Raw genomic sequence first — 13,617 nt, forward strand, 5'->3', positions numbered from 1 at the left:
GGGCTGGCGGTCGCCGCCGGCTGCGATGCTGGCGCGGGTTTCGGCGCGGCCGCCGCCCCCTCCGCCTCCAGCACAAGGATCATCGAGCCTTCACTTACCTTGTCGCCGGTCTTGACCTTCACTTGCTTGACGACGCCGGCGTGAGAGGACGGGATCTCCATCGACGCCTTGTCGGACTCGACCATGATCAGGCTGGTGTCGACCGCGACGGTCTCGCCTGGTTTCACCATCACCTCGATGACAGCGACGTCCTTGAAGTCACCGATATCAGGAACCTTCACTTCGATCTGAGCCATGCTGCGCCCCCCAATCTCAGAACAGCACGCGCCGCAGATCGGCGAGCACGTTGGCGAAATAGACGTTGAAGCGGGCCGCCGCCGCGCCATCGATGACGCGGTGGTCCCATGACAGCGAAAGCGGCAGCGTCAGCCGCCAGTTCGATGTCTTGCCGTCGGCGGAGTGCTGCTTCCAGTAACCCTTGCAGACGCCCATGATCGCGACTTCGGGCGCGTTGATGATCGGCGTGAAATAGATGCCGCCGATGCCGCCGAGCGATGAGATCGAGAACGTACCACCCTGCATCTGGTCGGGCTTGATCTTGCCTTCGCGCGCGAGCTTGGCGAGCGCATTCATCTCCTTGGCGATCTCAGGCACCGATTTCTTGTCGGCATCGCGGATGACAGGCACCATCAAGCCGTTCGGTGTGTCGGCGGCAAAGCCGATGTGCCAGTAGTTCTTGTAGACCAGCGCGTCGCCATCGAGGCTGGCATTGAACTCCGGGAATTTCTGCAGCGTCGCGACCGCGGCTTTGACCATGAACGGCAGCAGCGAGAGTTTTACGCCGCTCTTCTCCAGCTCCTTGTTCATCTGGACGCGGAACTGTTCGAGGTCGGTGATGTCAGCTTCGTCGTGGGTCGTGACGTGCGGGATGACGACCCAGTTGCGGTGAAGATTGGCAGCGGAAATCTTCTTGATACGGCCGAGTTCCTTGCGCTCGACCGGTCCGAATTTTGCGAAGTCGACCTTCGGCCAGGGCAGAAGGTCGATGCCGCCTACGCCGCCTCCACTTGCAGACGCGACTTGCGGCTTGGCAGGCACCGCCCCGCCCTTGATGAAGGCCTCGACGTCTTCGCGAAGGATGCGGCCGTGATTGCCCGATCCCTTGATCTTGCCGAGATCGGCGCCCAGTTCGCGCGCCAGCTTGCGCACCGCCGGGCCGGCATAGGCGAGCTCGAAGCTTTTCTCGTCAAAGGCGCCGACCACCGCCGTTCCAGCGGCGGTGGCCGACGAGGACGCAGGCGGCGACACGGGAGGGATGTCGGCCTGCACAGGTGATGCTCCGGTGGCGAGCGAAAGGATGATCGAGCCCTCGCTGACCTTATCGCCGGTCTTGACCTTGATCTCGCGCACTGTGCCCGCAAGAGGAGCCGGTACCTCCATCGTCGCCTTGTCCGACTCCAAAGCAATGAGCGGATCCTCTGCTTTCACGCTGTCGCCGGGCTTCACGAATATCTCGATGACGGGAACGTCCTTGAAGTCGCCGATATCGGGAACCCGGACTTCCGCGACACCCGCCGGTGCGCTGACAGGCGACGGCGGAGCGCTCACGACCGGGCGCGCTTCGCCCTGCTCGGCGCCAGCGCCCACGAACTGCACGATCACAGCGCCTTCGCTCACCTTGTCGCCGACCTTGACGACCACCGATTTCACGACGCCTTCGCGGGGCGCGGGCACCTCCATGGTCGCCTTGTCGGACTCCAGCGCGACCAAGGGGTCCTCGGCCTTCACCTTGTCGCCCGGCTTGACGAAAACCTCGATGACCGGGACGTCCTTGAAGTCGCCGATGTCGGGAACCTTGATGTCGATCAGACCACTCATCGCTCTGTCCTCGGCTCCGCTGCCTCACACGGTCCAGGGCGCAGCGCGCCCGGCGTCGATTTTGTATTTGGCGATGGCTTCGGCCACGATCGCCGGCTTGATCGCGCCGTCATCGGCGAGTGCCTTGAGCGCCGCAACGGCGACGTAATGCCGGTCGACCTCGAAGAACTTCCGCAGCTTCACGCGATAGTCGCTGCGGCCAAAGCCGTCCGTGCCGAGCACGACGTAGCGACGGCCAGCCGCCTGCACATACTCGCGGATCTGGTCGGGGTAGTTGCGCATGTAGTCGGTCGACGCCACGACCGGCCCCGGGTGACCGTCGAGCTGCGTCTCCACCCAGCTCTTGCGACGCGGCTCGGTCGGGTGCAGCAGGTTCCAACGCTCCGCCGCCATGCCGTCGCGGCGCAGCTCGTTGAAGCTGGTCGCGCTCCACACGTCGGCGGTCACGCCGAAGTCCGCCTTGAGCAGGTCGGCGGCTGCGATCACTTCACGCAGGATCGTGCCCGAGCCGACGAGTTGGACGCGCAATCCCTTCTTCGTCGTCTCGCTGCCACGCTTCAGGAGATAGAGCCCCTTGAGGATCCCCTCCTCCGCCCCCTTACCCGCCTCGGCGAGAGAGGGATGCGGATAGTTCTCATTCATCAGTGTGATGTAGTAGTAGACGTCTTCCTGCGCCTCATACATGCGGCGCATGCCTTCGCGAACGATGGTCACGACCTCATAGGCAAAGGTCGGATCGTAGGACACGCAGTTCGGGATAGTGCCGGCCAGCACGTGGCTGTGGCCGTCCTCATGCTGCAATCCTTCGCCGTTGAGCGTGGTGCGCCCGGCGGTGCCGCCGAGCAGGAAGCCGCGCGCGCGCATGTCGCCCGCGAGCCAGGCGAGGTCGCCGACGCGCTGAAGGCCGAACATCGAGTAGTAGATGTAGAACGGGATCATCGGCACGTTGTTCGTAGAGTAGGACGTCGCCGCGACGATCCAGCTCGACATCGCGCCGCCTTCGTTGATGCCTTCCTGCAGCACCTGCCCGCTCTTGTCCTCGCGGTAGTACATCAGCTGATCGGCGTCCTGCGGCCGGTAGAGCTGGCCGACCGATGAATAGATCCCGAGCTGCCGGAACATGCCCTCCATGCCGAAGGTGCGGGATTCGTCCGGCACGATCGGCACGATGTGCTTGCCGATCGCCTTGTCGCGCACGAGGGTGCCGAGCATCTGCACGAACGCCATCGTGGTCGAGATTTCGCGATCGCCCGTAGCGTCGAGCAGCCGCTGGAACGTCGACAGCGGCGGAATCTGCAGGGACGCCGACTTGCGCCGGCGCTGCGGCAGGCTGCCGCCGAGCTTTTCGCGCTGCGCCCGGAAATACTTCATCTCCGGGCTGTCGTCCGGCAAGCGAATGAACGGGACTTTCGCTAGGTCTTCGTCAGCGACCGGGACCTGAAAACGGTCGCGGAAACCGCGCAGTGCATCCTGCGTCATCTTCTTGGCCTGGTGCGCGATCATCTGGCCTTCGCCGGACTCGCCCATGCCGTAGCCCTTGACGGTCTTCGGCAGGATGACCGTCGGCTGCCCCTTGTGGTTCACGGCCGCTGTATAGGCCGCAAAGACCTTCTCGGGATCGTGGCCGCCGCGCGCCAGCTGCCAGATTTCATCGTCGCTCATGTCGGCGACGAGCTGCTTCAGCTCGTCATACCTGCCGAAGAAGTGCTCGCGGATATAGGCGCCGCTCTTGCTCTTGAAATCCTGGTACTCGCCATCGACGCATTCCTCCATGCGCTTCAGCAACAGCCCGCTCTGGTCTTTCTCGAGCAACCGGTCCCAGCCGGAGCCCCACAGCACCTTGATGACGTTCCAGCCGGCGCCGCGGAAAACGCTTTCGAGCTCCTGAACGATCTTGCCGTTGCCGCGGACCGGCCCGTCGAGCCGCTGGAGGTTGCAGTTGATGACGAAGATCAGGTTGTCGAGATTTTCGCGGCCGGCGAGCGAGATTGCGCCGAGCGATTCCGGCTCGTCGGTTTCGCCGTCGCCCATGAAGGCCCAAACCTTGCGATTGGATGTTTCGGCCAGCTTGTGGTTCTGCAGATACTTCAGGAATCGCGCCTGATAGATCGCCATCAGGGGTCCCAGCCCCATCGACACCGTCGGGAACTGCCAGAAGTCCGGCATCAGCCAGGGATGCGGATAGCTCGATAGCCCTGCGCCGCCGGTCTCCTGCCTAAAGCCGAGGAGCTGCTCCTCGCTCAGCCGTCCCTCGAGGAAGGCGCGCGCATAGATGCCGGGCGAGCAGTGCCCCTGGACAAAGATCAGATCGCCACCATGCGCTTCCGTCGGCGCGTGCCAGAAGTGACCGAACCCGATGTCGTAGAGCGTGGCGGCGGATTGAAAGCTCGCGATGTGACCGCCAAGCTCAGAACTCTCCTTGTTGGCACGCAAGACGATCGCGAGAGCGTTCCACCGGATGATGGAGCGCAGCTTGTGCTCGATGGCGCGGTCGCCCGGCAGCGCCGGCTGCTGGTCCAGCGGAATCGTGTTGCAGTAGGGCGTCGTCAACGTCTGCTGAATGCTGAGGCCGCCGCTGCGCGCAGCGTCAATCATTGTGTTGACGACGAATTCGGCCCGCTCATTGCCGCGGTGGCCTCGGATCGCCGACAGGGCATCCAGCCACTCCCGGGTTTCCTGCGGATCCAGATCGTGCGCGTCCACGACTGTCATTACTCTCTCCCTTGCATGCCAAGCAGGCGTCATCGTTCATTGCGCCTCGCCTTCAAGCGGAAGCGCGCAATGCCACGCAGGCGGTATCGCCTGTCGTGTCAGGTCAAAGACTGAATGCTGGCTGGCATCTGAACGTCCCCTCACGCTGTTTACTTGGAGCCGCCCTTTTTTCGAGCTGCTTCTTCTTTTGCAGACATCTAAGCAGCATTCGTGCCAGATCGCGGAAATGCCTGCCAATCGCTCGCATGCCATTCATTTTGCTGAGGATTGCTCGAAACCTCGTCGGCGGCGCCGGGATGTCCGGCCGGAATCTGTCTGACGCGCCGGAAACAGGCCGCAGGTTCCGCCCGAAAGATCGGATCGTCCGGCGGGCGCGCCCCGCACCGCTACAAACGTTGCCGTCGTTCGGCCTCGAAAGCCGAGCGCAATGGTCGACAAATGTGGAGGTGACAATCGAGTTGACGAATTTCGTTCGGATAGCGAATGTCTGCGACCGAATACGTTCCTGCACTTTCGTCGCGTGCGGCAGCGCGAGCGAATTCTCGGCGCCGCTACCTTCTCGCAGACCATGAGGTCGACCAAATGACCGTTGTACTTGATCTCCTCAACAACGATCCGCGCGCGAAGATCCGGGCCACGCCGCGTCACCCCGAGAAAGTCAACCGCCCCGACACGCCCATCCTAAGCAAGCCTGCATGGATCCGTGTGAAGGCGCCCGGCTCTGCTGCATGGGCGGAGACGAAGCGCATCGTGCGCGAGAACAAGCTCGTGACCGTTTGCGAGGAAGCAAGCTGCCCCAACATCGGTGAGTGCTGGAGCAAGAAGCACGCGACCTTCATGATCATGGGCGATACCTGCACACGCGCCTGCGCTTTCTGCAACGTGCGCACCGGCCTCCCCGGCCCGCTCGACGCCGACGAGCCGGCCAAGGTCGCCGACGCGGTCGCCAAGCTGGGGCTCGAACACGTGGTCGTCACCTCGGTCGATCGCGATGACCTTGCCGACGGAGGCGCCGCGCATTTCGCCGCGACCATCGCCGCGATCCGGCTCGCGAGCCCGGGTACGACGATCGAAATCCTGACGCCGGATTTCCTGCGCAAACCGGGCGCGCTTGAAAAAGTCGTTGCGGCGAAACCCGACGTGTTCAACCACAATCTGGAGACAGTGCCGTCGAAGTACCTGACGGTGCGGCCCGGCGCGCGCTATTTCCATTCGGTCCGGCTGCTGCAGCGCGTGAAGGAGCTTGACGGGGAGATATTCACCAAGTCCGGGATCATGGTTGGCCTCGGCGAACAGCGGCACGAGGTGCTGCAGTTGATGGATGATCTGCGTTCCGCCGACGTCGATTTCCTGACCATGGGCCAGTATCTGCAACCGACGCGCAAGCACCACGCTGTCGTAAGCTTCGTGCCGCCTGACGAGTTCGATGCCTATGAGAAGGTCGCTTATACCAAGGGCTTCCTGATGGTGTCGGCCACGCCGCTGACGCGCTCATCACATCACGCGGGCGATGACTTCCGCAGGCTGCGCGAGCGCCGGCGTGGTTAGGGAGCCATTCCGTCGGTCAGCGCTTTTGGGTTGAACCCACGATCTTGGCAGCTTGGCGAAGGCGGGCTTCCGGCCTGCGAGCTACGGCCAGGCCAGCCAGCCCCAACCAAAATATCGAAAACAACCCCATGCAAAGTAGCCGACCGTCGCCGCCAAAGTAGCTTCTGGCTCTACGGCAGGTGGTGGCCAGCGGCCTGTCCTCCGTCGACGTGAAGTATCTCTCCCGTGACAAATCCAGCGCCATCGAGGTAGAGCACCGCGTCCACGATGTCGGAAACATCTCCCATGCGCCCCATTGGATGAAGTGCCGCCAAAGCCTGATGCGCTTCGGGCGGATGCATTGGGGTCCTGATTATTCCCGGCGACACGGCGTTTATGCGGATTCCGGTCTTCGCATACTCGATGGCGAGCGCCCTGGTCGTCGCGCTCAACGCCCCTTTGGTGAGAGAGGTCAGCGCGGCGGGAACGCTAGTCATCGGCTGGTCAACGAGACTTGTCGTTATCGTGACTATGTGACCATGCCCTTGTTTGCTCATCAACTCCAGCGCACGCTGGGTCATATGAAAGAAGCCCGTTACGTTGGTCGACAAATAGATGTCGTAGTCGTCCTGCGAGTAAGCCGCAAAGGGCTTTGCCATGAACATGCCAGCGTTGTTGACTAGTGTATCGACACGACCGAAGCGCTCCAACGCCGTCTTGAAGACCTTCTCAGCCGTGTCGCGAGCGCCAACATCACCTTGCACCGTCACGACGCCCGAATCAGCGACGGGCGTTATCGACCGCGACGTTGCAACAACCCGGCAGTTCCGGTCCCTGAAAGCTTGAACGATACCGGCACCGATGCCCTGCGAAGCTCCCGTCACAACGACCACTCTTTGCTCAGCACTCATGATCCCGACCTCTCAATCGAAAACTCCAATCTTGGTGTGTCCCGATGCTGAACCTCGGTTACGCCGTTCCGCTGGCAGCAAACGGATCATAGTCGCTTCGCTTCAATATCGTGTGCAGCTGTCGCCGACGGATACCCATATTGCCGCCGTCGAAGATCGGCAGCGCGAGCGCATCCTGCAGCAGACGAGCGAAAGGAGCTTCATGATCGTAGCTTTCGATGCCGACCACGCGCATGAGATCGGTGATCACGCGCACCGCGGCCTCGGAACCGAAAATCTTCGCCTCTGCTGCAAGCTCCTCGGCCGCCGGCGACTGGGTATCAAGCGCGTGACAGGCGCGCCAACTCAGATAACGCGCTGCTTCAATCGTGGTTTTTGCATCGGCCAAAGCGTATCCGACCGCCTGATGCTCAATGATCGCGTGAACGCCGCCACGCTTCTCGGTACGGGCGAAATGCAGCGCAAAATCGAACGCCGCACGCATCAACGCGACGCCGAAGATGCCGACGAGTGCCGCGGTGCCCGTGAAGGCCGCAGCCGTCAACGCGAGGCCTGAGCCCTCCTGTCCGAGCAAATTGTGGCCAGGCGTCACGACGTTCTGAAACGCGAATTGCGGAACGAGATGCGCCCGATGACCGATCGTGTCGATTGCACGTTCGAATACAAGGCCCGCCATCGGTCCTTCTACCGCAATGATGGAGATCGCTGCGTCAGGCGCCGCCGCCGCGTCGGACCGGCACACCACGCACAGAACATTGGCGCCTTCGCGGTTCCAACCCGTGGCGGAGGACACCCATTTCTTGTGACCGTTGATGACCCAGTTGTCACCCTCTCGCCGTGCTGTCGTGCGGACGCCCTCGCCGGGCGGAGGCGAGGCGGCGTTGGCGCTACCGCCCGGTTCGCTGGAGCAGAATCCGGCAAGCGGCGCACCGCTTGCCTTCAGAAAGGGTGCGAGCAGGCGCTTGCATTGGTCGGGTGTGCCGCCGAGCAGAATCGGCAGCAGACCAAGCACGGTGCCAAGCATCGTGAGCGTCACGCTGGGATTCACGCTGTAAAATTCTTCAGCCAGGATCGCCATATCCACCAACCCGGCATTGTCGCCGCCCGCAGGCACCGGGATGCACTTTCGCAAATAGCCGGCAGCCACCATCGCCTCGTAGGTCGGCTTGGTCGCAAGGAAGCGCTCTTCCGGCGTTGCCAGCAACTCAGCCTTCCTGGCCTCGCCAAGCACCTCCTTCGCGAACTTGCGGGAAGCGCGCCGCAGCTCGCGCTGTTGCGCAGTGAGCGTAAAGTCGATCGCCATCGCAATGCCCTCTGGTCCGGGTGTTGGCCGTCAGGCAATGGCTATCCCAACCACGAGATAAAATCTTGGACGGTGGCGCCCGATTTCCTGGCGTGGAGTGAACCAGATTGATTAGCGTGCGGCGGCGCGGCGGAACTCCCGCGGGGCCAATCCATTGCAACGCTTGAACAGGCGGTTGAAATGCGAGATGTCGCGGAAGCCCGCGGCAAAGGCGATCTCGGCAATGGTCTCCTGAGCGGAATTTCGATCAAGGAGCTTGCGCGTGCAGGCGGCAATCCGCTTCTCGTTGAGGTGCTCTCCCACTGAGCGACCGGTTGCCGCAAACAAACGGTGTACGTAGCGCTCAGAGCAACGGAATCGTGCGGCGAGTGCTGCAGCGCCCAGCTTGGGGTCGTTGCTATAGCGATCGATATGGTCAAGCATCATCGACAGCAGCACGGGAGTATGGACGCGCTCGACGGAGATATCCGACAAAATTTCCGGCGCGCACGAAATGAGATCGGTTACGTGCATGCCGATCAGTGTCAGGGTTCTCGGGAGTTGAGAACCACTCAAGCTGAGTTCGGCGTAGCTGGCGAGCGTCCGGGAGAGAGCGCGGCCAGTTTCCGTCGCGGACAGGTTCAGTCGCGGGCGATCCAGCAGCGCTATCGGCAATAGTCGTCGTGGTACAGCAAAGCAGAACAGTTTGAAATCGCGGTAGTTGGCGATCTCGAACGGCTCTGTCGTATCCACAAGCGCCAGGTCACCGGGCGTGCTGATCTGCTCGTGGCCCCGCTGCGTGGTACGCCCCAACCCTCCGAGCTGCAGGTTGACAAAGCAAAGATCGTCCGTGCTCGAGGCAATGTGCGAAGCGAGGCGAAGCACCGTATGCCCGGTGGCTGTGACCAGCGATACCTGAATCGGAGCAGCATCAACCCTCGAAATTGCGCCTCCGAAGGGCAGGTCAGCAATCCTGCGTGGCTCAAGTCGAACGAAAGCAGCCGCAAGGTCGTCAGCCCAGCTTCCAAAGGGCTGATCCGGGCGACTCGGCGTGGTCGACCATTCCATGAGCACCTCGAAACAAAGTGAAATCGTAAAGGGCCCGGCAAGTAAACGATATCGCCAATAGGAAAGGCGATCAAACTTCCGCGAATTACGATCAATTTCTGGCTGGCACCGCGGATGGCTCTTTGCGTCCAGCTCGCGAACGCGAGCCGGCGACGCCTGCTCGAACCTTTGCCTCGCGAGAAACAGCTCAGCCGCCCTCTTCCCAATATTCTCGATTGGGAAAATCACGAAGCATCAATTTAACCAGAAAAGCATCTTCGGGGCGTTTGGCTCCTGCGTCCGCACATCGCATCGCGTCTCGTGACGGCCATGTCAGCCCGCGCAGTACTCGCGTAAGGATTGCTGTCGCTTCACGCTTTGATAGTATTATCTCTCCATACAATTTTAGAATGATCATCATGGACGGACCGGGAGGCTTCAATGAGCGCTGGCGGAGAAATGGACCGGCGGAAGTTTCTCGCCGGGAGCGCAGGCGCCGGTGGTACGCTGGTGGGCGCGGCACCCGCGGCGCTGGCGCAAGGTCGTGAGCCTCCGTCACTGGAAGAAGGAAGGTGGCGACGAGTTCGACAAGATGGTGCTTCAATACAAGAAGCATCCCTTTCCGGAGCAGGGTCCGCCCCGAACCGAGCCGCTGCAACGCTTGCTTACCAACGAGGAATGCCTCGACGAGGCTCGCAAATTCTTCGAGTACGCCGACATCGAGCGCTATCGGGGGTCGCCGCACAAGCTTTGACGGCCAGCCTTTCGTCCGATCCGAGCCTCTCGAAGCTATGTTTGCTGGACAAGCGAGTGCAACGCCTTGACCGCAGCCTCCCGGTTCTCCACGGGGACAAACAGGCTGACCGAATTCGGCGACATCACATATTTGTCGGGGACGATTCCGTGATGTGCGAGAACCTGCAATGCCGTGAGCGGCAATTCCGGCGAAACGGCGCCGAAGCAGGTGAGACTGACCGAACTTGAAGCCTCGCGCGGCTTGCGCAGATCCTGGCTCTGCTCCAGCGTGCGCGACAGGGCATCCAGCCACTCCGAATCGCAAGCCACCGTCATGCTGGTTTTTCCCGCGGCGAAGCCGGAGTCGAGGAGCTGCGGCCAGGACAGGCTGTTCTGCTTGAGATGCTGCGCGAATTTCTCGAAGCCGTGACTGAGATCCCTGGAATCGATTTCCACATGCTCGATGCGCGCGATCGAATTGACGGCCAGAGCCTTTCCGTTTTCCATGCCTGCACCCTCTTTCACCACTTGCGTGCTGTGTTCGACGCCGCCCCACTGCTTGATCACCAGCGGCACGTCCTGGCTTTGCGCCAGCTCTATGCTGCGAAAATGCAGGACCTTTGCTCCCCAGAAGCACATCTCCGACAACGATGCGAAGTCCACTTGCCGCAGGGATTTCGCGTCCGGCACGATGCGCGGATCGGCCGAACAAATTCCGTCGACCTCCTTGATGATTTCACAGCGCTCGGCCTTCAATGCCGCGGCCATCGCGACGGCCGTGGTGTCGCTGCCGCCCCGGCCGAGCGTGGTGATTTCCCGGGTCGCCGGGTTCACCCCCTGAAATCCCGCCAGCACCACGACGCGCCCACGATCAAGTTCCTCACGCACGCGAATCGGCCGTACATCCAGAATCCGCGCCGAGGAATGAGAGTCGTCGGTCATCACGCCGGCCTGGCTGCCAGTGAAGCTGATCGCGGGCACGCCGAGATCGGCGAGCGCCATGCTCATCAGCGACATGCTGATGCGCTCGCCGGTCGTCAGCAGCATGTCGAGTTCGCGGCGATTGGGCGCAGGGCTGACCTGATAGGCCATCTGGATCAATTGGTCGGTGGTCTTGCCCATGGCGGAGACGATCGCCACGACACGATGACCACGGCCATGCAGGTCGGCGAGACTGCGCGCGACGCTGCGAATTTTCGCCGGTGTCTCAAGACAGACACCGCCATATTTCTGCACGATGATGGAATGGTTGCGCATCTAACCTCGCTGAGAAGCCTCGCTCGCGTCGTCCATCGCACCGGCACCGCCTATCCACGTGCCGACGACTTCAAAGTTCGGATTGAAGGCGACAAGGTCGGCGCGATATCCGGGCGCGATCCGTCCAAGCTCGGACTCAAGGCCGAGAAATGCCGCCGGCGTCCTGGAGGCCATGATGAGCGCATCGACAAGGGCGATTCCGAGCAGCGCAACAGCGTTGCGCACCGCCTCGATCATGGTGAGGTGGGCGCCCGCGAGCGTGCCATCGGGACCGGTCAGGCGATTTTCGCGCAACGTGATCGGCCTTCCCTGCAGCATGAATTGCCGATCGTTCGTGCCCACCAACGGCATGGCATCGGTGACCAGCATCAATCGGTCGCGTCCCTTGCAGCGGAAGGCGACACGCAACGCGGCGCGGTCAACGTGGATGCCGTCGCAGATGATCCCGGCAAACAGCCGGTCATCATCAAGCGCGGCGCCCACCAGGCCTGGTGCCCTTGCGCTCAACTGCGACATGGCGTTGAACAGATGGGTCACCCCCGAAACACCGCGATCGACCGCCTGCCCGATTTCGGCGGCGGTGGCGTCGCTGTGGCCGGCCGCGATACGCAATCCGGCGCCGATCAGTTCATCGATCATGGATGCGGGCACGCATTCCGGGGCCAGGGTCACCATGGAGCGGCCGCGGCCCCCAAAGCTTTTGATCGCGGCGAGATCGCGCCGAGCGGGCACGCGTATCTCGGCTTCCGGATGAATGCCCTTGCGCGACCGGTTGAGGGCCGGCCCTTCCAGATGAAAGCCGAGAACGCCGGGAATCTTCAGGCTAGCCTCGGCGGCCGCGGCCAAGCGTTCGATGACCTCGCCGCGATCGGTGATGAGGGTCGGCAAGCAGCCCGTGGTTCCCGCCTTGCGGTGTGCCTCGACGATACGCCGAACGCCGGCCTCCGTCGGCTGGTCATTGAGAAGAACGCCCCCGCCTCCGTTCACCTGGATGTCGATGAATCCCGGTGCAAGGATCGCGTCGGCGGGAAGCTGGATTGAGGCCCGCGCCGTGGCCTCGCCGAAAGTGATGCTCTCAATCCGCCCCTGCGAGATCCTGACCGACCCCGGCCCGCGCATGTCGGCACCATCAAAGATGTGCCGCGCGGCAATCGTGAGGGAGGAAGAACCGGCGTGGCCCATCAGCATTGATCCGAGAATTGGCAGTCACGGACTCGTGAGGTGAGTCCCGTACAGGACTTCATATGTACACTGAAGCGCCTCGAAGAGGACCCGGAGCGAAACCTTCGCGTTAGCGTTCCATGGTAACAAAAGCTACCACGTATCTCGGCATCGATGGCGGTGGAACCCGCTGCCGCGCCCGGATCGAAGACGAAAACGGCAGGGTACTCGGAACAGCGAGCTCCGGACCTGCGACGACGCGGATTGGCTTCGAGAAGGCCTGGCGCTCCATCATGGAGGCCACTGAAGCGGCGGCCGCGCAGGCCGGACTGACGCGCGAGGATTTCGCGCAGATGCACGCCGGAATTGGCCTTGCCGGTCTCGGTCGCCGGGGCGCGGAAGCGGCACTCAACCAGATCGCGCATCCCTTTGCTTCCGTCGTCTTCATCAGCGACGGCCTGGCGGCCTGTCTCGGCGCGCATGGCGGCGCGGACGGGGCCATCGTGGTCGCCGGCACAGGCTCGGTGGGCGTCGGCCTGATCGACGGCCGCGAAATCCGCATCGCCGGTTACGGTTTTCCCGTATCGGACGAAGGCAGCGGCGCCGATATCGGCCTCCAGGTCGTTCGACTGGCGCTCCGTGCCGCGGATCGCCGCGGCGAGCTGACCCCATTGCTTTCAGAGGTGCTGGGCGCCTTCGATTCAGATCCCTATCAGGCGGTGGCCTGGTCTGAAGAAGCCAGGGCCACAGACTATGCGGCATTTGCGCCGATCGTGATGCGACACGCCAATCAGGGCGATCCGGTCGGCCGTCGCATCGTCGAACGCGCGGCTGATGCCATTGGCGATCTGCTCGATCTGTTCCTGGCGAAAGGAATTGATCGGCTCTCGCTGGTGGGCGGGCTAGCCGAAGCCATGACGCCCTGGCTCACGCCTGACCTGCGCGCCCGCCTGAAGCGTCCTGACGCCGACGCGGCGGCCGGCGCGCTGCTGGTGGCGCGAGGGCGGCTTGACCTACCCAAGAGAGAATTGGACGGAGAAATGGACAGAGACACTGACCATGAACAGGCTTCGAAGTTCCGCGTTTGATGGCGCTTGGATCAACAAC

11 protein-coding genes are annotated in these 13,617 nt (G+C 62.6%); 3 read left to right on the forward strand and 8 right to left on the reverse strand.

The features are described 5' to 3' along the window. The 3 genes from CQ12_RS00245 to aceE all read right to left on the reverse strand — a co-directional run. A partial coding sequence (locus CQ12_RS00245; RefSeq protein WP_283807340.1) for a biotin/lipoyl-containing protein occupies nucleotides 1-296 on the reverse strand: 296 nt, incomplete at its 3' end. Nucleotides 297-312: 16 nt separating this feature from the next. After that, nucleotides 313-1,878, reverse strand: a complete 1,566-nt coding sequence (locus CQ12_RS00250) for a dihydrolipoyllysine-residue acetyltransferase (RefSeq protein WP_057833363.1) — start codon at nucleotides 1,876-1,878, stop codon at nucleotides 313-315. Between the two features lie 24 nt (nucleotides 1,879-1,902). Further along, entirely contained in the window at nucleotides 1,903-4,590 is a 2,688-nt protein-coding gene (gene aceE, locus CQ12_RS00255; RefSeq protein WP_157087917.1) for a pyruvate dehydrogenase (acetyl-transferring), homodimeric type, read from the reverse strand. A 582-nt stretch (nucleotides 4,591-5,172) separates the two neighbouring features. Here aceE and lipA point away from each other — a divergent pair. After that, nucleotides 5,173-6,138: a lipoyl synthase gene (gene lipA, locus CQ12_RS00260; protein WP_057833390.1), complete on the forward strand. Its 966-nt coding sequence runs from the start codon at nucleotides 5,173-5,175 to the stop codon at nucleotides 6,136-6,138. 170 nt (nucleotides 6,139-6,308) lie between these two features. Here lipA and CQ12_RS00265 read toward each other — a convergent pair whose 3' ends face one another. From CQ12_RS00265 to CQ12_RS00275, 3 genes are all read right to left on the reverse strand, one after another. Continuing rightward, nucleotides 6,309-7,028, reverse strand: a complete 720-nt coding sequence (locus tag CQ12_RS00265) for an SDR family NAD(P)-dependent oxidoreductase (protein WP_057833365.1) — start codon at nucleotides 7,026-7,028, stop codon at nucleotides 6,309-6,311. A 58-nt stretch (nucleotides 7,029-7,086) separates the two neighbouring features. Next, nucleotides 7,087-8,331 (reverse strand): acyl-CoA dehydrogenase family protein, encoded by a 1,245-nt coding sequence (locus CQ12_RS00270; RefSeq protein WP_057833366.1) that lies wholly within the window; start codon nucleotides 8,329-8,331, stop codon nucleotides 7,087-7,089. 111 nt (nucleotides 8,332-8,442) lie between these two features. Then, on the reverse strand, nucleotides 8,443-9,378 hold the full coding sequence (locus tag CQ12_RS00275) for a helix-turn-helix domain-containing protein (RefSeq protein WP_157087918.1): 936 nt from the start codon (nucleotides 9,376-9,378) through the stop codon (nucleotides 8,443-8,445). Nucleotides 9,379-9,856: 478 nt separating this feature from the next. Between CQ12_RS00275 and CQ12_RS00280 the strand changes: the two genes are divergently transcribed. After that, nucleotides 9,857-10,111: a hypothetical protein gene (locus CQ12_RS00280; RefSeq protein ID WP_057833368.1), complete on the forward strand. Its 255-nt coding sequence runs from the start codon at nucleotides 9,857-9,859 to the stop codon at nucleotides 10,109-10,111. 35 nt (nucleotides 10,112-10,146) lie between these two features. On the opposite strand, the gene CQ12_RS00285 is transcribed toward CQ12_RS00280, so the two are convergent. Both CQ12_RS00285 and nagA read right to left on the reverse strand, forming a co-directional pair. After that, nucleotides 10,147-11,349 carry an aspartate kinase gene (locus tag CQ12_RS00285; protein WP_057833369.1) on the reverse strand — a complete coding sequence of 401 codons (1,203 nt, stop codon included), beginning with the start codon at nucleotides 11,347-11,349 and terminating at the stop codon, nucleotides 10,147-10,149. Then, nucleotides 11,350-12,531, reverse strand: a complete 1,182-nt coding sequence (nagA, locus tag CQ12_RS00290) for an N-acetylglucosamine-6-phosphate deacetylase (protein ID WP_057833391.1) — start codon at nucleotides 12,529-12,531, stop codon at nucleotides 11,350-11,352. 119 nt (nucleotides 12,532-12,650) lie between these two features. On the opposite strand from nagA, the gene CQ12_RS00295 reads away from it, so the two are divergent. Next, entirely contained in the window at nucleotides 12,651-13,598 is a 948-nt protein-coding gene (locus tag CQ12_RS00295; RefSeq protein ID WP_057833370.1) for a glucosamine kinase nucleotide-binding domain-containing protein, read from the forward strand. Nucleotides 13,599-13,617: the final 19 nt, after the last annotated feature.

Origin of the sequence: Bradyrhizobium jicamae, from assembly GCF_001440395.1 — a bacterium.
Lineage (GTDB): Bacteria > Pseudomonadota > Alphaproteobacteria > Rhizobiales > Xanthobacteraceae > Bradyrhizobium > Bradyrhizobium jicamae.